This window comes from Moorella humiferrea, assembly GCF_039233145.1.
GTDB classification, from domain to species: Bacteria; Bacillota; DSM-521; order Neomoorellales; family Neomoorellaceae; genus Neomoorella; species Neomoorella humiferrea.
Genome location: NZ_CP136419.1, coordinates 2,131,356 through 2,154,537 on the forward strand (window position 1 = coordinate 2,131,356; position 23,182 = coordinate 2,154,537).

Sequence of the window (23,182 nt, forward strand, 5' to 3'; positions counted from 1 at the left end):
CTTTTCTCAGGGTACTATCCACGTACCGGACCGTCCTTCCATGGCAGCTACAATTTCATTAGGCGAAGTTATCAGCCCTTCACCGCCATTATTTTTTAGATAGCGCAATATGGCTGTAATTTTAGGACCCATATTTCCCGGCGGGAAATGCCCTTCTTTCAGGTATGATTCTGCTTCAGCCGCTGTCATACGGTCTATCTCTTTTTGATCAGGTTTGCCAAAATTAATAGCGACTTTATTAACACCTGTTGAAATAACTAATCTATCGGCACCAATTTCCGTTGCGAGCAGCGAAGAAGCATAATCTTTATCGATCACAGCAGCTATTCCCTCCAGATTGCCGTCCTTTTCGATTACTGGAATGCCGCCGCCGCCGACACAGATAACGATATATCCCTTCGCTATTAAATCTTTGATCGCTTCGCTTTCGACTATCCTCTGGGGCTCCGGTGAAGGTACGACCCGCCGCCAGCCGCGGCCGGCGTCCTCCACCACCGTCCACCCGTCTTCTTTGACGTGCCGCTCCGCTTCTTCTTTGGTCATAAAGCTGCCGATGGGCTTGGTGGGGTTTTGGAAGGCCGGGTCGTTTTTATCTACTACTACCTGGGTTACCACCGTTACGGCCTGCCTCTTGATACCCCGCCTTTGGAATTCATTCATCAGGGACTGCTGGATCATGTAGCCTATGGCGCCCTGGGTGTCGGCGACGGCAAATTCCAGGGGGATCGGCGGCAGTTCCCCTGCCGCCAGTTCCGCCCGCCGGATTAAAAATCCTACCTGAGGCCCGTTGCCGTGGGTGATGGCTACGTTCCATCCTTTTTCTACCAGTTCGGCTATATTGGCACAGGTTTCTTTTACCGTGGCGAGTTGGTCCATTAGCCCTATCCGGTTTTTTTCTTTGATCAGGGAATTGCCCCCTATGGCTATTACTGCCAGCCTACCCAATGCTCTCTCACTCTCCCGTATTTATGGTTATCTCTGTTAATTTGTTCCTCCTTAGCGTACGTTCCCCGTGGTCAGGGCTAGTAATGCCATCCTGATGGGTACGCCGTTGTGGGCCTGGCGGAAGTAGGCCGCACCAGCATAGGTGTCGACTGATACGGCAATCTCGTTTACCCGCGGCAGGGGGTGTAAGATGCTCATGCCTTTTTTGGCGGCGGCTACTATTTCGTCGTTGACGATGTAGGAGTCTTTCACGCTTTCGTATTCTTCCTGGCTAGGGAAGCGTTCCCGCTGGATGCGTGTTACATAGAGGATGTCGGCTTCGGCTACCGCTGCTTTTAAGTCTGCTGTTTCTTCTACTTTAATGCCTTCTTGCTTTAGTTCGTTAGTTATTTCTTCCGGCATCTTTAGCTGCGGGGGTGAGACAAAGATCATGTCGCAGCCGTAGTGTTTTAGTAGATAGACCAGGGAGTGCACGGTGCGGCCGTACTTTAAGTCTCCCAGCAGGGCTACCTTCATTCCTTCTACATGTCCGTGCTCTTTGATAATGGTGTAAATGTCTAAGAGGGCCTGGGTGGGGTGCTGCCCGGTGCCGTCCCCGGCGTTGATTACCGGGTGTTCGGCGGCTTCCGCCGCTTCCTGGGCTGCTCCTTTTATGGGACTGCGGACGACGATTACGTCTACATATCCGTCGACTACTTTGATGGCGTCGTGCAGGGTTTCTCCTTTGGCCGTGGACGAGGTCTGCATCTGCGGCGTTTCGGATACTGTGATAACATTTCCTCCCAGCCGCTGCATGGCTGCTTCGAAGGACAGGCGCGTGCGCGTGCTGGGTTCGAAAAACAGGGAGGCCATGATTTTACCGTCCATATCATACAACCGCCGCTTGTTGACCAGGGCGTCTTCATAGTAGGCTGCCGTCTTCATGATCAGTTGCAGTTGGGCAAAGCTTAGGTCCCTGGCAGATAATACATCTTGGCCTTTTAATAGTTCCATTTCTTCCGGGGTGGGTTTTTGCAGCATATGGGTTGAATTCCTCCTATATTTAGAATGAAATATAAGCGATTTTTGTTTTGCCTTTTGGGTTAAACCAATAGCCTTCCGTCTTCCATGACTATCCGGCCTCCGACGATGGTCATTACGGCTTTGCCTTTTAGCCAGCGGCCGTGCTGCGGGCAGTTCCTGCTTTTGGAGGCGCTTTCGTTGACATCGACCTGCCATTCTAGGTCGGGATCGATTACTACTATATCGGCGTCCCCGCCTATATCCAGGGTGCCTTTATTTAAACCTAAGAGCTTCGCTGGGTTGCACGTCATCTTGGCCAGGGCTTCCGGTAAACTTAATAATCCGCTGTGGACCATTTCTGTTAGTACTACACCCAGGGCTGTTTCCAGGCCGATTAATCCAAAGGGTGCTTCTTTAAAATTACGTTCTTTTTCTGCTCTCGTGTAAGGTGCGTGATCAGTCGCAATAACTTCTATGGTCCCGTCTACCAGGCCCTCTTTTAATGCTTCCTGATCTCGTTTGCTGCCAAAGGGCGGTTTTATCTTGAAACGTCCTTCCAGGGTCTGGACATCTTCTTCTGTCGTATTTAAATAATGGGATATTACTTCGCCTGTGACTTTTATGCCCCGCTTTTTACCTTCGCGGATTAATTCTACCGACCGTGCGCATCCTACATGACAGATGTGTACCCTGCCGCCGGTTTCTTCGGCCAGCAGTATGTCCCGCGCGACCATTACCGCTTCTGAGGTGTACGGTATCCCTCTTATTCCTAAACGCCGTGCGACTTCGCCGTCGTTTATTACCCCTTCGCCTGTGATGGTACGGTCTTCGCAGTGCACTGCTAGTACTTTGTTTAGGGCCCCGGCGATAATTAATGCCTGGCGCATTAATCCGGCATTGCTTACCGGCTGCCCGTCGTCGGAAAAGGCTACGCATCCGGCTTCTATTAGTTCGGCAAAGGGTGCCAGCTCCTCGCCCTTTTGCCCCAGGGTTATGGCCCCGTAAGGTAGCACATTGACTATGCCTTCGCGTCTGCTCTTGGAAAGCACATATTCAACTACAACCGGGTTATCGCATACGGGATTGGTGTTGGGCATGGCGATTAGTGTCGTAAAACCGCCCCGCGCTGCTGCCCGCGTCCCGCTTTTAAAGTCTTCCCTTTCTGGGTAACCTGGGTCGCGCAGGTGACAGTGGATATCTATAAGCCCAGGCGCTACTACTTTGCCTTCGACGTTCTTTACCTGGGCCGTCCCCGCCTCTAGATCTTTATCTATCTTCGCAATCTTGCCGTCTTCTATTAGCACATCCGCTATTATGTCTACTTTGTTGCCTGGGTCGATTACTCGGCCGCCTTTGAGGAGAATTTTGCTTCCTAACAATTCTAATTTAACCTCCTTATATTTTGTTGTTTGTATACAGTATTCATGATTATAAAAATGATCATTCTCGAAAAAAATGGTGCTTCCCTTTGTATGAAATCAACATTTTTAAAGGAATACATTTATAAACCGCTAATAATTTATCCGGCCGAAAGGTACGATTCCTTTACAATGCTATTTTCCTGCAATTCTTCTTTTAAGCCCTCGAGAATTATGCTACCTTTTTGCAGTACATAACCACGTTCTGCGACTGAAAGTGCTTTTTGTGCATTTTGTTCAACAAGGAGAATAGCAATCTTTTTTTCTTCCTTTATCCTTTTAATAACAGAAAAAACTTCGTTCACTGTTGCTGGAGCTAATCCTAGAGAGGGCTCATCCATTAATAAAATCTTTGGATCGGCAAGCAAGGCCCTGGCTATACCCAGCATTTTTCTTTCGCCGCCGCTCAATGTTCCTGCTTTCTGATGAAATCTTTCTTTAAGCCTTGGGAAAATATTTAACACTTCTTCCATCCTTAGAGCAATTTTCTTTTTATCATTTTCGTAATAGGCTCCCATAAGGAGATTTGTTTCCACAGTTAATTTAGGAAATAAACCTTCTCTTTCCGGAACAATAGCAATGCCCAAAGGAATAATTTTATGCGAAGGTAAAGTATCAATCCTTTGTCCATTAAAAACAACTTCGCCCTTTACTGGTTTAACCATACCTATAATAGTTTTCAGCAGAGTAGTCTTACCAGCACCGTTAGCACCAAGCATACATACAGCCTCTCCGGGGTTTACCTTGATATTTACACCCATTAACATTGGTATCTGGCCATATTTAGTATAAACCTGCCGTAATTCCAACATAATTCTATCCTCCCAAATATGCACTACGTACTTGCTCATTTTTACTAACTTCGCTAAAAGTTCCTTCGGCAATCTTTTTGCCGGCATTGAAAACAACCACGCGCTCAGAAATACTGGAAATAACTTGCATGTCGTGTTCGATAATGATAATACTTATTTTTTTGTTTTTCTCCCTTATTTTGTTGATATCTTTTATCATTTGCATCGTCTCTTCTGCATTTAGTCCCGCTGTGGGTTCATCTAGAAGCAACAGCCTGGGTTCCCCCACTATGGCTCTCGCAACCTCTATACGCCGTCTGTCAATTAGAGGTATAGTTGTTATAGGTTCATAACACTTTTTTACAAGTTCAGGATTAAAGTGTGCCAGTATTTCAAAGCATTTCTCAATACTCTCTTTGATCTCGGCGCGGCAGTAATTAGGTTTTAAAATGGCCTGCCACCAGCTTGTTTTTTGTTTACTATAAAGACCTAACAACATGTTATCTAAAACACTCAGTTTCAGGCATAATCTATTTGTTTGAAAGGTACGGGAAATACCCTTTTGACGTACGATATCAGGGGAGGCACCTGTGATATCCTCTTGCTGAAAAATTATCTTACCATTTGTCGGTTTGTATATACCACTTACTAAATTAAGAAAAGTAGTTTTCCCTGAGCCGTTTGGCCCTATTAACCCTACAATTTCATCAGCAATGGTAAAATCGACACCATCAACTGCTCTTAAACCACCGAAATTTATAGTCAGGTTCTCCGTCCTTAAAACCTCCATCTACTATTTACCCCCTAAAACTGCCTTAATATTAATCTTTTCATCTAACCCATCTCCTGTTTCATATTTACGGTTCCTTTTAGGAAGCAATCCTTGGGGGCGTACAAGCAAGATAATGATTAAAATAATGGCATACATTAGCATGCGATAGTCAGCAAAATCGCGTAGTTTTTCATCCATAATAGTCAACATAATAGCCCCCAGGATTACCCCCAATACATTATCCATACCGCCCAGGATTACCATACATATTAATACCAGGGATTTGCTAAAATCGAAATCTTCGTTTCCTATAAAGCTTATATAGTGAGCATATAAGGCGCCAGCAACACCAGCAAAAGCAGCTCCTAGAGAAAAAGCTAAAAGTTTTATTTTAGTTAGATTTATGCCTTGAGTTGATGCAACAATCTCATCTTGCTCTATTGCATTCCAGGCAAGACCAATACGGGAATTATATAAACGTGAAGCCACGATAGCAGCCAAACCTACTAATAAAAATACAAGGTAAAAATAATTTGTCTGGTACGATAGTTTTACTGTAAATATTTCTAAGGGTTTACGAAAGGAATAACCAAAGATCTGATAACCGGGAATACCCGGAATACCATTTGGTCCACCTACCCAATCAGTATTTATTATCATTAACGTGAAAATAACTTGAAAAGCTATGGTTACCAACGATAAATAATATCCTCGAGTTTTTAAAGCAGGATATCCAAAAATAAACCCTAAAAGAGACGCCATAATTATAGCAAATATCATTCCGATCCAAGGTGATACACCATATTTAACCGCTAAAATTGCTGAAGTATATGCACCTGCACCATAAAAAGCTGCAGGAGCAAAATTCACCATTCCTGCGCTTCCTAACTGAAAATTTAGGCCCAAAGCTATGATGCTATAGATACCAGCCATAATCGCAATATGCATAATATAGCTATTACCACTCACAAATAGCGGAAGTATCAAAACAAAAACCATTACAACTATAAAAGCTTTAGCCTTTTGATTTTCCATTACCTCGTAAACTTTTTCAATGCTTTTGTTACGCTCACCTACAATAATTAAGCATAAACCTAAAGCCAGCATTAAAAGGGTAACAGGTAATGTGCTTACTAAGGCAACATAAAGAATTAGACAAATTGCTATGCTTACTGCTACTGCTAATACACCTTCATTAAATGTAGTTCTTTTATTTACCATTCCTGCTTTAGCACCTACCTTGTTAATCTTCAATCAAACTTTTTCTATGGATCTTTCACCAATAACACCTTCAGGTTTGAATAAAATAAAGAAAACAACCATCAAAAAAGCCACCACACTTGCATAGGCTGTACCACCGGGCACAAAGGCGCTTACAAACACCTCAATAAAAGCTATTATCATGCCCCCGACTATTGCACCATATACATTGCCCAATCCACCAACTACAGCAGCACAAAAACCTTTTAACCCATACATCGACCCCATATCAAAACGTATAACATCATAATATGAAGCAACCAAAACGCCACCGAAACCCAAAATAAGTCCACCGATTAGAAAAGTAATATATACCACTTTCTGCCAATTTATTCCAACCATTATCGCAGCTTCTCTATTTTGTGAAACCGCTTGAATAGATATTCCCATTTTAGTTTTGTTAACAAATAAATATAGTAAAGCAACTAATACTACCGTTGCTAAAACAATAATTATATTTCTCCAAGAAAGCAAAGCTATGTCTGATAAAAAACCGCTAGGAAGCAGTTGGGGGAAGTTTTGGGGATTACGACCCTGGGGGTAAAATATACCTATTAACTCCCTTAAGGCGACACCGGCGGCAATTGTACTTAAAAGAGGCATAAGCGAACTCTTGTTTTCAAAGGGTTTTATAATAAAACGGTAAAGCAATAACATTAAAAAACCTGTTGTTATGGCTCCTGTTACTACAATAATTATTGCACTTAAAAATTGAGGTAATAGCTGATTTAAGGCTGCGTAAAGTCCAGCAATCGTCACAAGAGCAGTAACGCAAAAGGCGGCAAAAATGGCTACATCACCGGCACAAAACACGACAATGTCCATCACACCAAAAAATAAGGAAAAACCTATTGCTACCAGTGAATAAGTACATCCTAACATAATCGCATTTATTATTTGCGACAATAATAGCTCCATAAAATTGACCTCCTTTAATCCTTTACTGGCTGGCAACATTTTAGCGCCAGCCAGTAAAGGATTACTACTTAATTTATTATTTTGTACCCGGTAGTTTACGTTGACCGGCTTTATATTTTGAGTCGTCCCAATCAACCCATTTGCCATCTTCAACCACATAAATAGTGCTTGCAACGTTTGTTGTCTGGCCAGTTTCGTCAAAGCTTGTTGTGCCCAGCAGGCCGGTATAACTAATTTTAGCAATGGCATCAACTAATTTAGCGCGATCGGGACCGACCTTTTTCAAAGCTTCAACAATTATATTTGCAGCGTCATATGCATAGGGCCCATATGCACCATACGGCTCCTTAAATCCAGCCTTTTGATAAGCTTCTTCAAAAGCTTTACCACCCTCAAGCTTGTTAATGCTTTTACCAGGTTTAGTTGCAATTACCCCTTCAGCAGCTTCTTTCCCGGCAGTTTCGATAAATTTATCATCAACTATCCCGGAAATACCCACCATCAATAAATCTTTCATCCCTAATTCAACCATTTGTTTTCTTACTAAAGCTGCTTCCATTACAACGCCGCCAAAATATAATCCATCAACATTAGCAGCTTTAATTTTACTTAAAATGGGCCGGAAGTCATTTTGTCCAACCTGGATCTCATCTATAGAGACAATTTCCGCACCAGGATACTTACTGATTTCACTCTTCCAGGCTTCAGTGTTGCTCTTACCATAGGTTGTTGTGTCAGAAATAATCGCCCATTTCTTGCGTCCCAGCGTGTTAACTACAAAATTAGCTAAAGGAAGGTTCTCCTGCTTTTGGGTCGGACATACACGAGTAATGTAGGGATAATTTTCTTTACTGGTAAGTTTTGGGCCAATCGCCCCCCAAATTACTAGTGGTACACCCGCGGACTTAAAGATGGGTATTGTTGCTTCCGCTACAGGCGAATTCCAGTGACCGCTGGCAGCAACTACATCAGGATCAGCCACTGCTTTCTGTGCAGCTGAAGCACCTGTACCGGGGTTGGAGGCGTCATCTAGATCGATTACCTCCACTTTAAAAGGAAGCTTGCCAGAAGAATTCGCTTGATCAATGGCAAGTTTAAAAGCATTTCTGGCCCCAACTCCCTGCATGGCATTCGGGCCGGTTAGAGGTCCAAGAAAAGCTACTTTTACAGTTTTTGTCCCCGCTGTTTTGCTTTCTTCCTTAGCCTTACTTCCACCACAACCTGCCATTAAAGTAACAGCCATACCTAGTACCAATAATACAACTAACCATTTTACCTTGCCTTTTTTCATGTTTTTCCCTCCTGTTTCCAAAATTTACTATAGTGATATACGTTGTTAAACTCTTTTTAGTTTTTACTCACCTCCTTATTGGTTGGGGTTCTATTTTGCATAGCAAATAATACCTTTTCAGGTGTAGCAGGTAGTGACGTTATCCTTACTCCAACAGCATCACGAATGGCATTGAGAATAGCAGGAGCAATAGCATTGCAGGCCGGTTCTCCTATTCCTTTTGCTCCATAAGGTCCAAGCCCGGTCCCTGATTCTACCAGTATAGGTTGAACATCTGGAACGTCTAAGGCTGTTGGGATAAGGTATTCAGAAAATGACGGTGTTTTTAGGTAACCCTTGTCAACGATAAGGTCTTCCATTAAAGCATATCCAAGGCAGTATACCGCGCCGCCTTCAATCTGACCTTCTACATTAAGTACATTAAGGGCTTTACCGACGTCGTAACAACCCACCACTCTTTGCACTTCTACCATCCCCGTTTCAACATCAACAGCCACTTCTACGGCATAAGCGCCAAAAGTAAAGTCGGGGTGGGTGCGACCTGTTATCAATTCTGATGCGGGAACGTCTGTAAATGGAGCGTTAAACTGGGCTTCGCAGAATAGCTCTATACCTTCAGAAGAACACTGGGCAATTACGTCTTTTAAGGATACAAAATTGTTGGGGTCTATAGTGCTGATAATTTTTTCGTTTTCTATTTTCAAAAATGCTTTTCTTACATTAAGCATAACTGATGCTTTATCAAGGAGCCTTTCTTTAAGTTCTTTTGCAGCTTTTAAGGTGGCATTACCTGACATATACAGCTGTCTCGTAGCCGTTGTTGTTCCAGCTAAGGGTGTTAAGGCCGTGTCGGAGATATAAATTTTTATTTTGTTTAGGGGTATACCCAACTCTTCAGCCACTATTTGGCAAAGGGCTTGGGCCTGCCCGCCACCAAGGTCGGGAACACCACAACGGATAATGGCACTACCATCAAGTTCAAGCTTTACATAGGAACGAGAAGTATCATGGAGGAAAGTTAGGCGACCATAACTCATCATGCCAATGGCCAAACCACGGCCGATGCGGATGTGCGGATCCTTGCTCTCATTAATCGGACCCAAGGCCTGCCACGCTTTTTCTGCCACTTCAGGTAAAGCAACATAGCGATCGAACGTAAAGCCTGTGGCTAGCGAACCACCCTCGCGCAGGCAGTTTTTCTGCCTGATAGTGAGCGGATCCATTCTTAACACTCTTGCCAATTCATCCACTTGAGACTCATAGGCTACATTTGGCTGAATGGCTCCGAAACCGCGGTTGGCACTGGTAAAGGGATTATTGGTTAAAACAGCAACGCTATCCACTTTAACGTTTGGTATATCATAAGGGCCTGCAGCATTTACTGTCGCATAAAGTAACACCCAAGGGGTTAGATAGGTATAGGCTCCGGCGTCAGCGATAAGCTCTGCTTCTAAAGCGATTATGCGACCGTCTTTAGTTGCGCCGGTTTTATATTTCATTATAAACGGATGCCTTTTGCTGTGGGCTAAAAGTGATTCTTCTCGGGTATATGTCAATTTAACCGGCCTTCCCGTTTTCCAGACCAATAAGGCGAGAAAACTTTCTACAGTAATATCTTCTTTCCCACCAAAGCCTCCTCCAAGCCATGTGCCAATAACTCGCACCTTATTTTGCGGCAATCCTAAAACTTCAGCTACAGTGCGGAAATGTTCTATTACCTGGGTTGAAACCCTAATGTTAATTACTCCATCTTCATCCATCCAGGCTACGCCTGATTCTGGTTCCAGATAGGCATGATCAACAAAAGGTACACGATAGGTATTTTCAATTATTACATCACACTCTGCAAAACCCTTTTCTACATCACCCTTGCGGATTTTAAACTGGGATACAATATTGCTTTCATTTTCACCCACTGGATAAGCATCCGGTTTTAATGCCTCCAATGGATCAAAAACGCCTGGCAAAGGTTCATAAGTAACATCTATTAACTCTAGGGCTTCTTCAGCAATTTTCAAGCTTTCAGCTGCTACTAAAGCTACAGGTTCACCTAAAAACCGTACCTTTCCCTCGGCAAGAACTCGATATAACCCCTCAAATTGGGCACCCACATCAGTGCTCTGGCCAAATTTAGCCCGCAGGTTATTATTGGGTACATCCTTTGCCGTTAAAACAGCATGTACCCCTGGAAGCTTTTCTGCCTTACTAGTATCAATGGCCAATATTTTAGCTGCAGGATATTTGCTCCTCAATACTTTGGCATAAAGCATGCCCGGCATGCTAAAATCGTCAGCATATACAGTTTTCCCTTTAACTTTAGCCCAGGCGTCAACCTTCGGTATTGCCTTGCCAATTACATTCATTTCCATTTCGTCACCCCTCCTTAAGCACCTTCGCCCGTTTCGTTATCTACAACTGCAGCAACTGCATCAACGATTTTTTTGTAACCTGTACAGCGACACAGGTTACCCGAGATGGCTTCTTTAATCTCGGTCCGTTCGGGTTTAGGATTATGCTCAAGGAAATTCCTTGCTGTTAGAAGCATGCCCGGGGTACAAAAACCACACTGTACTGCCCCATGCGTAGCAAAACTCTTCTGTAACGCTTGCATTAATGCATCTTCTTCGAAGCCCTGTAAGGTTAAAACACGCTTGCCGTCAACCTGGGCGGCCAGAACCAGACAAGATTTTACGGCCTTGTCCTCTAAAATTACCGTACACGTGCCACAGTCGCCTTTATTGCAGCCGCACTTTACATCCGTAACCCCTGCCCGGTAGCGCAGGAAATCGAGGAGTGATTCTTCCGGCGATACTGTAGCTTTAATAGGCCTGCCGTTGACGTTGATAGTGACAGCAACTTCCGACAATATATCCATCATCTTTACCTCCCTAAGCAATAGCGGCTTTAATTGCCCGCCTAAGAAGTACACCGGTAAGATGCTGACGGTAAGCTTGTGAAGCCCGTATGTCACTAATGGGTTTAATTTCTGTTTTAATTATTTGCGAAGCTTCCGCCATAACTTCATCGTTAATCTGTTTTCCCCTCAAATAGTTCTCGGTTTCCCTAGCACGTAAAGGAGTGGGTGCTAAAGCGCCAAGGGCTATACGCGCCTCAGTAATTGTATCTTCATTTATTTGCAAAACAACTCCAATATTAGCCAAGGATATGGCCATGGCTTTTCTTAACCCAAATTTAATAAATGCGCTTTTCATCCCCGATGCTTTAGGAAAGTTCACTGAAGTAACTAAATCTCCGGATTGTAAAATAGTCTTGCCCGGGCCTTTAAAAAACTCAGATAAAGGTGCTTCTTTTTTGCCATTTGCAAAACTTTCAATACATACTGTCGCATCTAAAGCTAACAATGGAATAACTCCGTCGGCCGCAGGTGAAGCATTTACAATATTTCCACCAATAGTAGCTCTATTGCGGACTAATGGATCGGCGAAATTACGGCAAGCCTGCCACAACACTTGTGCTTCTCTAGCAATAATATTTGATTGCAGCAATTGATTTATAGTTGTTAAACTACCAATAGCTATTTTATCTCCTACTTCATTAACACCTTTAAGTTCACTAAGGTTACTGATATCTACTAAAACACAACTAGATATTTTTTTGGCTTTTATGTCAGGCAAAACATTTGTACTTCCAGCAACAATTTTGCCTTTTTCTCCTAACTCATCTAAAATTTTTAACGCTTCTTCTTTTGTTTTAGGTGAAATATATTTAAAGCTATTCACACCCAGACCCGCCTCCTCTGTTTAATATTTTCGACATACTTTTTCTCTTTTCAAAAAGAATTTTCCTTTGTTTTATTTCACAAAAGGCCTGGGTAATAATTATAAAACGTTTACCAAAATCAATCTTAGGACAATATTCTTGCGTTAAGTAAACTATATAAAGCCCCACAAATAAGGGACGAGTTTTGCATCTCGCCCCTATCATAGCCAGATTTTCGCCTCCCCCATCCCATAAGGATTTAAAACTGGGGCGGCGTTATGGCCGAAATGAACACCAGATCTTTGTCGCCGACGCTCCAAAGTTTATGGGGAATCGAAGCGTAATAATATATGCTGTCCCCCTCTTCCAGCCGGTAAACTTCCCCGCCGATGTCGATTTCCATAACGCCCTCCAGGACGACGATGCATTCTTCCCCAGGATGGGCCAGGGGCTCGTCACAACTTACGGCTCCCGGCTCCAGGCGGGCCATCATGACTTCCATTTTGCGATTTAGGTCCGGCGAGAGGAGCTCATAGGTCAAATGGGAACGGGGGAAACGCAGGACTTTGCGTTCGTTTTTGCGCACCACCGGGCTGTGGTCTTCGTGATTTAGCAGAAAGTAAAAAATGGGAATGTCCAAAGCCTCGGCGATTTTACGTAGAGAGGTGATGGAAGGGTCGGCAAGATCCCTCTCCACCTGGCTCAAAAAACTGGACGTAAGACCGGTCTTTTCGGCTACATCCTTAAGGCTCATGCCCCGTTCTCGACGTAAATTGCGTATCTTCTCGCCTAACATCTTTGCCCTCCCAGCGACTCGATAAATACATCCATTACTCCACCGCAGACCATACCTTCATCGGCAGCCGTATCGGCCGTGAGGTCGAGGTGATATACCTCCGCCTCTCCTTTTGCCATAACCAGCAAGGCCCGTTGGCGAACGGCAGCTTCGGCGCAGCCGCCCCCGATGGTTCCATATATCTGGCCCGTGCCAGTAATCAGCATCTGGGTCCCTGCTTCTCGGGGGGCCGACCCCTTGACCCTGATGACGGTGGCCAGGGCGCAGGGTTCTCCCTTGGCCATTAACTCAACGGCCTTATGCAAAACTTCCCGGTCCAATTTCCTCGCCCCCCTGTTTGAACGACAATCGCATCAGGTATTAAGTACAACGTTTTTTACCCTTTTTCCTGCCCCATCGACTATTTTTCTCTTTATTTTTACTGTTGAAATATGCCGCTGCTTAAATAAAGGAATTTCAACGACCAAGGCGATAAACACGAATAATTTCGGCCATGATGCTGATGGCTATTTCCGCCGGGGTTTCCGCCCCTATGGCCAGCCCAATGGGGGCGTGGAGGCGTTCCAGCAAGTCTAAGGCGACACCTTCTTCCCTCAGGCGTTCTTTGACCCCCTGAACCCGCCGCCGGCTGCCGATCATGCCGATATAGGCCGCCGGGGAAGCGATTACCTCCCGCAGGCATTCATAATCGTAGCGGTGGCCCCTGGTGACGATGACGATATAGGTGGAAGGCGTTATGGGGATTTCTTGCAGAGCCGCCGTAAAGTTATTGCAGATTATTCTATCGGCAGACGGGAAAAGTTCCCTGCTGGCAAAGTCGGGCCGGTCGTCGATGACGCTTACCCTAAAACCTGCGAATTTAGCCAGAAACGCCACCTGCTGGCCCACATGCCCACCACCTAAAACGACCACTTCCGGTTCGGGCAGCACCGGTTCTAGAAACAGGGTGACCGCCCCTTCCCCTGTCTCTATCCTTTCCAGGCGGGGACGGCGTTCGGCTAAAACTTGAGATGCCACTTCCCCTAGATAGTCATCCAACCGGGACGAGGCCGGACTGCCACGATGAGCCGCGGCTGTCCAGAGGTAATGATCCCCTACCGCCACTCCCGTTGGTCTTCCTTCTATTCCGACCACCGTTGCGGCTACAGCCTGCCCCCCGGCTTCCAGGGTATCCAGCAGCCGCCGGAAAAAAGCCAATTTATCCTGAGTCATCAGGCCGTACTACCTCCCGCCTTTAGGGCATACCTCTGCATGGCGGCCCTTAAACTATTCCACATATTTCTGCCGGCTTCCATCAATACAGAAATCCACAAACTCCGCCATGGTGTCGACTACAACATGGGGTCGGGCGGCCAGGAGCAGTTCCCTGGGGATCTTGCTCCAGGTGGCGGCTACACTAGTGACCCCCGCCGCCCGGGCAGCCATTATATCGTGGGGACTGTCGCCGATCATGGCCACTGCCGCCGGCGAAAGACCTAACAGTTCAACGCCGCGCAGGACGGGCTCCGGATCGGGCTTGTGGCTGCCGACGTCTTCCATGGTGACCACTACTGGGAAAAAGTCTTTGAGGTTAAAAAGGCGAAGACCGTAAAGGGTGGTATCCCGCACGCGGGAAGTAACTATACCGAGTTTGATGCCGGCAGCCTTAAGGTACTCTAATCCTTCCCGCACCCCGGGGCAGAGGCGTACCAGGTCGTCGAAGTGTTCTTCGCTGAAGCGGCGATAAACTTCGATCATTTCGTTAACGAGTTCGGGACGGTCCGGCATAAAAGCTAGGAGGCCGTCCCTTAAGGGTATACCGAAATAGGGATACACCTCCTCCGGTTTTACAGTGCGGCCCAGATACGGTTTCAGGGTATGTTGAAAGGACTTGATCACCAGCTCGGTGGTATCAACCAGGGTGCCGTCGAAATCAAACAATACGCCGGAAAACATTGTCGCCATAACCGACCCCGCCTTCACTCATTCTGCCGTCCTTTTCCTACAGGCGCTCTTTCAACAGCCGGTTTACCAGGCTGGGATTGGCCTTGCCCTTAGTTGCCTTCATTACCTGTCCCACCAGATAGCCCAGGGCCTTCTCTTTGCCGTTGCGGTAGTCCTCGACTACGCTCGGATTGGCGGCCAGAACCTCCTCCACGATGCGGGTCAGGGCGGCCTCGTCGCTGATCTGGACTAGCCCCTTTTCTTCAACGATCTGACGCGCCCCTTTACCGCTGGCAAACATTTCCTCCAGGACCTGTTTGGCTATCTTTCCGCTGATGGTCCCGTCCTTTTGTAACTGCAGGAGACTCGCCAGTTCTTCCGGAGGTACGGGCGACTGCCGCGGTTCCAGGTCAGCGGCGTTTAACAGGCGTAAGAAATCCCCCATGAGCCAGTTGCTGACGGTCTTGGCGTCGGGGTAAAGGGCAACCACCCGGTCAAAATAGTCGGCCAGGTCCCGGGAGCTGGTAATCACCCCGGCATCGTACGCCGGCAGGCCGTAATCTTCAATTAAGCGACGGCAACGGGCGTCGGGCAGCTCCGGCAGTTCCCGGCGTACCCGCTCGATCCAGGCAGCGTCGATTTCCAGGGGTACCAGGTCGGGGTCGGGGAAATACCGGTAATCCTGGGCTTCTTCTTTCGTTCGCATGACGTAGGTTACATTGCGGCTCTCATCCCAGGCCATGGTAGCCTGCTCAACACGACCGCCGCTTTCCAGGATGGCTATTTGCCGTTCGATCTCGTACTCCAGGGCCCGTTGCAGGGAGCGGAAGGAGTTCAAGTTCTTCACTTCCGTTTTGGTACCGAAGGTCTGGCTTCCCCGGGGCCGCACCGACACATTGGCGTCGCAGCGCAGCGATCCTTCTTCCATTTTGCAGTCGGACACGTCGAGATACTGGAGGATGGTACGCAGCTTTTCCATATAGGCCCGGGCCTCGGCCGGCGAACGCAGGTCCGGTTCAGAAACGATCTCTAAAAGGGGCACCCCCGTCCGGTTGTAATCTACCAGGGAATAGCCCCCGTCGGGGCTGTCGACGTGGATTAATTTGCCAGCATCTTCTTCCATATGCACCCTGGTAATACCGATGACCCGTTCTTTACCGTCAACATTGATGGTCAAATATCCCCCCCTGGCCAGGGGTAGGTCGTACTGGGATATCTGGTAGTTTTTCGGCAGATCGGGATAATAATAATTCTTGCGGTCGAACTTGCAAAAGCTTGCCACCTGGCAGTTCAGGGCCAGGGCGGTTTTCAGGCCGAACTCCACCACCCGCCGGTTAATGACCGGCAGCACCCCGGGCAGCCCCAGGCAGACGGGGCAGACATGAGTGTTGGGTTCACCGCCGAAGGCCGTAGTACAGCTGCAGAAAGCCTTGGCATTTGTTTTCAATTCTACATGGACTTCTAGACCGATTACCGCTTCGTATTCCACTTTAAGCCACTCCCAGTTCCGGCCGCCGCCGGTGATATTCGGTTGCTTGTTCAAAGGCGTAGGCCACCCGCAAAAGGGTTGCCTCATCAAAGGCCTTACCTATCAATTGCAGACCTACAGGCAGACCCTGGCTGAAACCGCAGGGTAAGGAAATAGCCGGCAGTCCCGCCATGTTGATGGGTATGGTGCACAAATCGGACAAGTACATGGCCAGGGGATCCCCCGCCTTTTCTCCCAGGCGGAAAGCCACCGTCGGTGAAGTGGGAGTCGCCAGAACATCGTATTTGGTAAAGGCGTTTTCAAAGTCTTTAAGGATCAGGGTTCTGACCTTTAAGGCCTTTAAGTAACAAGCGTCATAATAACCTGAGCTTAAGGCATAGGTGCCCAGCATGATACGCCGCTTGACCTCCGGTCCAAAGCCCTGGCTCCTGGTATTCATATACATTTCCACAATATCCCTACCCGGCACCCGGAGGCCAAAGCCTACACCGTCGTAACGGGCCAGGTTGGAGGAAGCCTCCGCCGGGGCTACCAGGTAGTAAGCCGGCAGGGCATATTCCGTATGGGGCAGGGAAGTCTCTTCGCAGACGGCCCCTAATTCTTCCAGTTTGTTAATGGCCCGGCGGACGACATTTTCCACCTCGGGTTCTATGCCGGTACCGAAATACTCCCGCGGTATACCTATTTTTAAACCCTTTATATCCGGCCACAGGGTGGCACGGTAGTCAGGTACCGGTACGTCGGCTGACGTGGAATCCAGGGGATCGTGACCGGCAATGACCCCCAGGACCAGGGCGCAGTCGGTAACGTCCCGAGTGACGGGGCCGATCTGATCCAGGGACGAGGCGAAGGCCACCAGGCCGTAACGCGACACCCGCCCATAGGTCGGCTTCATACCGACGACGCCGCAGAAGGAGGCTGGCTGGCGGATAGAGCCCCCGGTATCAGATCCCAGTGTATAATAAGCTTCTCCGGCGGCCACGGCCGCTACCGAACCGCCGCTGGACCCCCCCGGCACCCTTTCCAGATCCCAGGGGTTCCGGGTAGGGAAGAAGCTTGAGTTTTCCGTTGAGGAACCCATAGCAAACTCGTCCATATTGAGCTTGCCGAGGATTACCGCTCCGGCTTTTTTAAGGCGATTGACCACCGTGGCGTCATAGGGCGGTATCCACTCGGCCAGCATCCGGGAAGCGCAGGTCGTCCGCACTCCTTCGGTGCATAGGTTGTCCTTCAAGGCCATGGGCACGCCGGCAAGAATACCAGGGTCTTCGCCCCGGGCGCGGGCCGCATCAACGGCCCTGGCCTGCTCCAGGGCCTGTTCGGCCGTCCGGGTTAAAAAGGCTCGGACACGACCGTCTACAACTTCTATGCGTTCCAGCATGGCTTCGGTGACTTCAACGGCGCTCACCTCGCGGCGCCGCAAAAGATCGCCCACTTCATGGGCGGTCAAATTATGTAAATCCATTTTCCTAACCTCCAGGTCTAAACTACCCGCGGCACTTTAAACTGGCCTTCACTGGCCGCCGGTGCCCCGGCCAGGGCCTTCTCCCGGGGTAGCCCAGGTCGTACCACGTCTTCGCGGAATACATTGCGTAAAGGCAGTACGTGGGCCGTGGGCTCCACGTCCGTGGTATCCAGGGCGTTCAATTTGTCCATATATTCCAGGATAGCATTTAGCTGCTCGGTGTAGGCCGCCTTCTCCTCAGGAGAGAGCTTCAGGCGGGCCAACAGGGCGACGTGTTCTACCTCGGCTGTCGTGATAGGCATATATAATATAACCACCTTTTTAAGGATTTTGCCTAATTATAACAAACGGGGCATCAGGGAGCAATTGCGAGTTAAAAGTTTTAAAGCCATGAGGCGAGTTCAAAATCTGCTGCAAAGGGATTAACAAAAGAGATGCCTTCTAAAATAGAACCAGTGGCAAAATCCTCACTAAAAACAGTACTAATTTGATTAAGACGGGCCGTAGCCCATATCTGGGCATCCCAGTATGATAGTTGATATTCGCGAACACCCCGTACGGCTTCAATTATAATTAACGGCGTTACATCTAAAACGGTCCAAGAAGCAAGGTAATTTTGAATCCGTTTTTGTGCCTGTTCTAAAGTTAATGGTTCTTTAATTTTACGGGTTACAGTAACAAAAAACTCTGCCAGAACTTGCGCACTGATGGCACCTATCTTCCTGGTCGCTAATAAATCAAGGATTTGTAGGGCCTTTACTTGTTTTTCTGGTTCAGAACGATCATAGGCATATACCATAACATTGGTATCAACAAATATGCTAGCGTTCATACAGATCTTCCCGCTTCCATGTGCGCTGTCCTTTAGCCGGTCCTTGTTTAATTAATTGCTGGATAAATTTTTTTTCTTCCTCCCACGCTCTAACATCTTTTTTTTGCCATTTAGCGGTACTTATATGACTGGTAATTGCACGGCGGACCAGTTCCGCTTCTGTTATCCCCATTTCCTTGGCCTTTTGTTTTAGAATAAAATTCTGTTCAGCATTGAGATATAACTGCTTACGTATCATACGTTCCATTAGTTTTTCACCTCTTTCGTTTGTACATTATATTATACATTATCTGCTAATTCAACTATACCTCCTTCAATAATTCCTTTAACTCTGTAACATCTATCACCGGCACCCCCAGTTCCCGGGCGCGGGTGTACTTGGAGCCCGGCTTTTCGCCGGCCACCAGGTAATCGGTCTTTTTGCTCACGCTGCTTACAACCTTGCCCCCGGCGCGGGTAATGAGCTCTTCTGCTTCCTGGCGGGTAAGGCCCGGCAGGGTACCGGTGATGACAAAGGTCTTGCCGCTTAAAGGCCCGGCCGGAGCGGCCGCTCTTTCAGCTTCCATTCGTACCCCGGCTTTTTTCAGCTTCTCCAGGACGGCCAGATTTCTCGGTTCGGCAAAAAATTCCCGAATACTCTCAGCAATACGGGGGCCTATATCGGGCAGGGAGGTCAATTCCTCCTCTGAGGCCGCGATTAGCTTCTCCAAGGAGCCGAAGTGGCTGGCCAGGGTCCGCGCCGCCCGCTCGCCCACATGGCGAATGCCCAGGCCGAAAAGCAGGCGTTCCAGGGGCCTGTCCTTGGCTGCGGCAATGGCCGCAATGAGGTTGCCGGCCGACTGCTCGCCAAAGCGCTCCAGCTTTAACAGGTCTTCCTTTTGCAGGTAGTAGAGGTCGGCCGCATCACGGATGAGGCCGGCCTCCAGGAGTTGGGCGACGATGGCAGGGCCCAGGCCCTGGATGTCCATGGCTCCCCTGGAGGCAAAGTGGATGATCCCTTCCAGGACCTGGGCCGGGCAGGCTAAACCCCCGGTACAGCGGTGGGCCGCTTCTCCCGGCGGGCGAACTACTGCCGCGCCGCAGGCCGGGCACTTCTCCGGCATAGTAAAAACCTCTTCCGCTCCGGTACGATATTCGGGCAGTACCTCCACCACTTCCGGGATGATGTCGCCGGCCTTCTGGATAACCACCGTGTCGCCGATTCTAATGTCCTTTTCCCGGATGTAGTCTTCATTATGCAAGGTAGCCCGGCTGACGGTAGTTCCGGCCAGGCGCACCGGCGTTAATACAGCTGTTGGTGTCAGGACGCCCGTGCGCCCTACCCGGAGGATAATCTCTTCCACCCGGGTCGTAGCCTGCTCGGCCGGGAATTTATAGGCCACGGCCCAGCGCGGTGCTTTGGCCGTCGCGCCCAGGACGGGATGCAGGGCCAGGTCGTTAACCTTGATCACCAGGCCGTCGATTTCATAGGGCAAGGCAGCACGGCGCTCCGGTGTCCAGGCCTTTATTTCTGCCAGCACAGCCTGGATGTCCCGGGCCAGGAAGCGGTAGGGGTTGACGGGCAGACCCAGTTCGGCCAGGAAGTCCAGGGCGGCGGCCTGGGTAGCAACTTGTGCCCCGGTGACGCTGATAACCTGGTAAACGAAAAGGCTTAAATTGCGGCTGGCCGTAACTTTGGGATCCAGCTGGCGCAGAGATCCGGCCGCGGCATTGCGGGGGTTGGCGAAGAGGGGCTCCCCGGCCTCTTCCCGTTCGGCGTTCAGGCGGGCAAAGGCTGCCTTGGGCATGTAGACTTCCCCCCGCACTACCAGGTAGGGCAGGGGGCGCCGCAAGCGCAGGGGAAGCAACGGGATGGTCCGTAGATTCGCCGTTACCTCTTCTCCCACCTGGCCGTCGCCCCGGGTGGCCCCCAGGCTAAAAACCCCGTCAATATAGGTGAGGGCCACCGTCAGGCCGTCTATCTTGGGCTCGATAAGATAGGACACCTCTCCGCCGGTTATTTCCCGCACCCGGCGGTCGAAATCCAGCAAATCACCTTCATTGAAGGCGTCATTTAAACTCAATAAAACTTCCGGATGCCGGACGGGGTTGAATTCTTCCCGGGGCGCTCCGCCTACCCGCTGGCTGGGAGAATCCGGTGTCAGGAGTTCCGGGTAGGTTTCTTCCAGGGCTATTAATTCCTGCATCAGGGTGTCGTATTCCCGGTCGCTGATCACCGGCTGGTCGAGGACATAGTAGCGGTAATTGTGTTCTTCGATCAGGCGCCGCAGTTCTTCTACCCTCTGCCGGGCCTCAGCCAGATCCATACAATCTCCCCTTTATACGAAAATCGCCAGGTTGATATTTATGCCTCTACACCTTTCTAACGGGAGCGTAGCGGACCATGAGGTGCTTGATACCCTTTTCGGGGAAGGCTACGCTGATAACTGTATCCTCGCCTTCGCCACTGATTTTTACAACAACGCCGAGGCCAAAACTATTATGCTGGACTTTATCCCCCAGTTGCCAGTCATACTGGACCCGGGGAGCCGTCTCGCTCCCGTGCCGGCTCTGCTGGCTGCCGGTCATACCACCACCGGGATTTGCCGGCCCGGCTTGTCCATCCCTGGCAATTAAATCAGGCGGTATTTCCGCCAGGAAACGGGAAGGAGGGTTGCTCATGGTACTGCCGTAAAGGTTGCGGGTCCAGGCATGGGTCAGGTAGAGGACTTCCTTCGCCCTGGTCATACCCACATAGCAGAGACGGCGTTCTTCCTCCATTTCCTCCGGGTCCTCCAGGGAGCGAAAGTGGGGGAAAACCCCTTCCTCCAGGCCCGCCAGGAAGACCACCGGGAACTCCAGGCCCTTGGCCGTATGCATGGTCATGAAGACCACGGCGTTACCGCCGCTGTAGGTATCGCTTTCGGCCACCAGGGCCACCTGGGCCAGGAAATCGGCGAGCTCAGTTTTCTCACTACCCTGGTCGTAATTCCTGGTGACCGTCAGGAACTCCTTTAAGTTTTCCAGCCGCGCCTGGGCTTCCGGCGTTTTCTCCGCTTCTAACTCGGCCTGGTAACCGGTTTCCCGCAAAATGGCGGTCACCATAGCCGTTATTGTTAAGTTTTCCTGCTGCTGGCGCAGGTTATCCAGCAGGGTTATCATTTCCTGGAGGGCCTGCCGTCCTTTAGCGGGAATACCGGGGATGTTCTCCAACTGCTGTAAAGCCCGGTAAAGGCTTAACCCCCTGCTCGCAGCAAAGGCTTCCAGGCGGGCCAGGGAGGTTTCGCCGATACCCCGCCGCGGGACATTGATAATCCTTAAGAGGCTCGTGGCGTCATCGGGGTTGGCTATCACCCTTAAGTAGGCCAGGATGTCCTTGATCTCTTTCCGCTGGTAGAATTTCAAGCCGCCGACGATTTCATAGGGAATACCCGCCTGGAGGAAGGCCTCTTCTAAAGCCCGCGACTGGGCATGGGTACGGTAGAGAACGGCAAAATCGCTGAAGGGCCGGCTTTCCTGGGTGTGGCGGCGGTAAATTTCAGCAGCAATATAATTACCTTCATCGCGTTCATCATTGGCGCTGTAAAGGTGCAGCAGTTCCCCTTCCCGACGCCGCGTCCAGAGCCGTTTTTCCTTGCGGCCCACATTATGCTGGATAACGGCATTGGCCGCCTTGAGGATGGGCTGGGTGGAGCGGTAATTCTCCTCCAGGAGGATTACCCGGGCATTGGGAAAATCCTCTTCAAAGGCCAGGATATTACCGATGTCGGCCCCGCGCCAGCCGTAAATGCCCTGGTCCGGGTCGCCGACGACGCAGAGGTTTTCACCTTTACCGGCCAGCAGGCGCACCAGGACATACTGGGCATGGTTGGTATCCTGGTACTCGTCCACCAGGATATGCTGCCAGCGCTGCTGGTAGTAACGCAAAATCAGGGGGTTATTCTGCCACAGGGCTACCGTCTGCATGATGAGGTCATCAAAATCCATGGCATTGGCGGCTTTAAGCCGCTCCTGGTAGCGACGGTAGATAATACCCTGCTGCTGTTCTTTTACAGTAGCGCTCCAGCTCAGGTATTGTTCGGGTGTCTGCAAGGAGTTTTTAGCATTGCTGATAACATGGGCTACCGAGCGGGGCGGGAACTTTTTCTCATCCAGGTTTAGTTCCTTTAAAACCTCGCGAAGGACGGCCTGCTGGTCGTCGGTGTCGTAAATGGTGAAATTGGGCCGGTAACCCAAGAGGTGTCCGTCCCGCCGCAAAATACGCACGCAGGCCGAATGGAAGGTGCTGACCTGGAGGCGCCGGGCCGCGTTACCCACCAGCCCCTCCAGGCGTTCCTTCATTTCCTGGGCCGCTTTATTGGTAAAGGTCACCGCCAGGATATTTTCCGGCGCCACCCCTTCCTGGATGAGGGAGGCTACCCGGTAGGTCAAAACCCTGGTTTTGCCGCTTCCGGCACCGGCCAACACCAGGAGGGGCGCACCGCGGTGCTTTACGGCTTCTTGCTGGGGCTTGTTAAGTAAAGCCATAAAGTCTGCCAAGATCTTCACACTCCCAAACATAACTTATATTCGCCCCCATAG

At 49.3% G+C, this 23,182-nt stretch carries 22 protein-coding genes; all 22 read right to left on the bottom strand.

Annotated features, from left to right (window positions below):
• Positions 1 to 6 precede the first annotated feature (6 nt).
• Complete coding sequence (arcC, locus tag MHFGQ_RS11020; protein WP_343105505.1) at positions 7 to 945, bottom strand: carbamate kinase; 939 nt, start codon at positions 943 to 945, stop codon at positions 7 to 9.
• A 51-nt stretch (positions 946 to 996) separates the two neighbouring features.
• Positions 997 to 1,965, bottom strand: coding sequence for an aspartate carbamoyltransferase (pyrB, locus tag MHFGQ_RS11025; protein WP_211292904.1), 969 nt, complete (start codon positions 1,963 to 1,965; stop codon positions 997 to 999).
• A 62-nt stretch (positions 1,966 to 2,027) separates the two neighbouring features.
• Complete coding sequence (locus tag MHFGQ_RS11030) at positions 2,028 to 3,326, bottom strand: dihydroorotase (protein ID WP_343105506.1); 1,299 nt, start codon at positions 3,324 to 3,326, stop codon at positions 2,028 to 2,030.
• 140 nt (positions 3,327 to 3,466) lie between these two features.
• Positions 3,467 to 4,177, bottom strand: coding sequence for an ABC transporter ATP-binding protein (locus MHFGQ_RS11035; protein ID WP_106006151.1), 711 nt, complete (start codon positions 4,175 to 4,177; stop codon positions 3,467 to 3,469).
• 4 nt (positions 4,178 to 4,181) lie between these two features.
• On the bottom strand, positions 4,182 to 4,946 hold the full coding sequence (locus MHFGQ_RS11040; RefSeq protein WP_106006209.1) for an ABC transporter ATP-binding protein: 765 nt from the start codon (positions 4,944 to 4,946) through the stop codon (positions 4,182 to 4,184).
• A 3-nt stretch (positions 4,947 to 4,949) separates the two neighbouring features.
• Positions 4,950 to 6,182, bottom strand: a complete 1,233-nt coding sequence (locus MHFGQ_RS11045; protein ID WP_106006152.1) for a branched-chain amino acid ABC transporter permease — start codon at positions 6,180 to 6,182, stop codon at positions 4,950 to 4,952.
• Positions 6,183 to 7,241 carry a branched-chain amino acid ABC transporter permease gene (locus tag MHFGQ_RS11050; protein WP_170066376.1) on the bottom strand — a complete coding sequence of 353 codons (1,059 nt, stop codon included), beginning with the start codon at positions 7,239 to 7,241 and terminating at the stop codon, positions 6,183 to 6,185.
• Positions 7,183 to 8,397 carry a branched-chain amino acid ABC transporter substrate-binding protein gene (locus MHFGQ_RS11055; RefSeq protein ID WP_106006154.1) on the bottom strand — a complete coding sequence of 405 codons (1,215 nt, stop codon included), beginning with the start codon at positions 8,395 to 8,397 and terminating at the stop codon, positions 7,183 to 7,185. Before MHFGQ_RS11055 ends, MHFGQ_RS11050 begins: the two co-directional genes overlap by 59 nt.
• A gap of 56 nt (positions 8,398 to 8,453) precedes the next feature.
• Positions 8,454 to 10,766, bottom strand: a complete 2,313-nt coding sequence (locus MHFGQ_RS11060) for a xanthine dehydrogenase family protein molybdopterin-binding subunit (protein ID WP_106006155.1) — start codon at positions 10,764 to 10,766, stop codon at positions 8,454 to 8,456.
• 14 nt (positions 10,767 to 10,780) lie between these two features.
• Complete coding sequence (locus MHFGQ_RS11065; RefSeq protein WP_343105507.1) at positions 10,781 to 11,275, bottom strand: (2Fe-2S)-binding protein; 495 nt, start codon at positions 11,273 to 11,275, stop codon at positions 10,781 to 10,783.
• Positions 11,276 to 11,285: 10 nt separating this feature from the next.
• On the bottom strand, positions 11,286 to 12,137 hold the full coding sequence (locus tag MHFGQ_RS11070) for an FAD binding domain-containing protein (protein ID WP_106006157.1): 852 nt from the start codon (positions 12,135 to 12,137) through the stop codon (positions 11,286 to 11,288).
• Between the two features lie 239 nt (positions 12,138 to 12,376).
• Positions 12,377 to 12,913, bottom strand: a complete 537-nt coding sequence (locus tag MHFGQ_RS11075; RefSeq protein WP_106006159.1) for a cupin domain-containing protein — start codon at positions 12,911 to 12,913, stop codon at positions 12,377 to 12,379.
• Positions 12,907 to 13,233, bottom strand: coding sequence for an XdhC family protein (locus tag MHFGQ_RS11080; protein ID WP_106006160.1), 327 nt, complete (start codon positions 13,231 to 13,233; stop codon positions 12,907 to 12,909). Before MHFGQ_RS11080 ends, MHFGQ_RS11075 begins: the two co-directional genes overlap by 7 nt.
• A 136-nt stretch (positions 13,234 to 13,369) precedes the next feature.
• Complete coding sequence (locus MHFGQ_RS11085; protein WP_106006161.1) at positions 13,370 to 14,125, bottom strand: XdhC family protein; 756 nt, start codon at positions 14,123 to 14,125, stop codon at positions 13,370 to 13,372.
• Between the two features lie 54 nt (positions 14,126 to 14,179).
• Complete coding sequence (locus MHFGQ_RS11090) at positions 14,180 to 14,857, bottom strand: HAD family hydrolase (protein WP_170066377.1); 678 nt, start codon at positions 14,855 to 14,857, stop codon at positions 14,180 to 14,182.
• 37 nt (positions 14,858 to 14,894) lie between these two features.
• A complete protein-coding gene (gene gatB / locus MHFGQ_RS11095; protein WP_106006211.1) occupies positions 14,895 to 16,325 on the bottom strand; it encodes an Asp-tRNA(Asn)/Glu-tRNA(Gln) amidotransferase subunit GatB in 1,431 nt (476 codons plus the stop codon).
• A gap of 1 nt (position 16,326) precedes the next feature.
• A complete protein-coding gene (gene gatA / locus MHFGQ_RS11100; RefSeq protein WP_106006162.1) occupies positions 16,327 to 17,790 on the bottom strand; it encodes an Asp-tRNA(Asn)/Glu-tRNA(Gln) amidotransferase subunit GatA in 1,464 nt (487 codons plus the stop codon).
• A gap of 17 nt (positions 17,791 to 17,807) precedes the next feature.
• On the bottom strand, positions 17,808 to 18,092 hold the full coding sequence (gatC, locus tag MHFGQ_RS11105; protein WP_106006163.1) for an Asp-tRNA(Asn)/Glu-tRNA(Gln) amidotransferase subunit GatC: 285 nt from the start codon (positions 18,090 to 18,092) through the stop codon (positions 17,808 to 17,810).
• A gap of 80 nt (positions 18,093 to 18,172) precedes the next feature.
• Positions 18,173 to 18,622: a PIN domain-containing protein gene (locus tag MHFGQ_RS11110; RefSeq protein WP_106006164.1), complete on the bottom strand. Its 450-nt coding sequence runs from the start codon at positions 18,620 to 18,622 to the stop codon at positions 18,173 to 18,175.
• Positions 18,612 to 18,869, bottom strand: a complete 258-nt coding sequence (locus MHFGQ_RS11115; RefSeq protein WP_106006165.1) for a CopG family transcriptional regulator — start codon at positions 18,867 to 18,869, stop codon at positions 18,612 to 18,614. Before MHFGQ_RS11115 ends, MHFGQ_RS11110 begins: the two co-directional genes overlap by 11 nt.
• Positions 18,870 to 18,924: 55 nt before the next feature.
• Positions 18,925 to 20,928, bottom strand: a complete 2,004-nt coding sequence (gene ligA / locus MHFGQ_RS11120; RefSeq protein ID WP_106006166.1) for an NAD-dependent DNA ligase LigA — start codon at positions 20,926 to 20,928, stop codon at positions 18,925 to 18,927.
• A gap of 46 nt (positions 20,929 to 20,974) precedes the next feature.
• Complete coding sequence (gene pcrA / locus MHFGQ_RS11125; RefSeq protein WP_170066378.1) at positions 20,975 to 23,161, bottom strand: DNA helicase PcrA; 2,187 nt, start codon at positions 23,159 to 23,161, stop codon at positions 20,975 to 20,977.
• Positions 23,162 to 23,182: the final 21 nt, after the last annotated feature.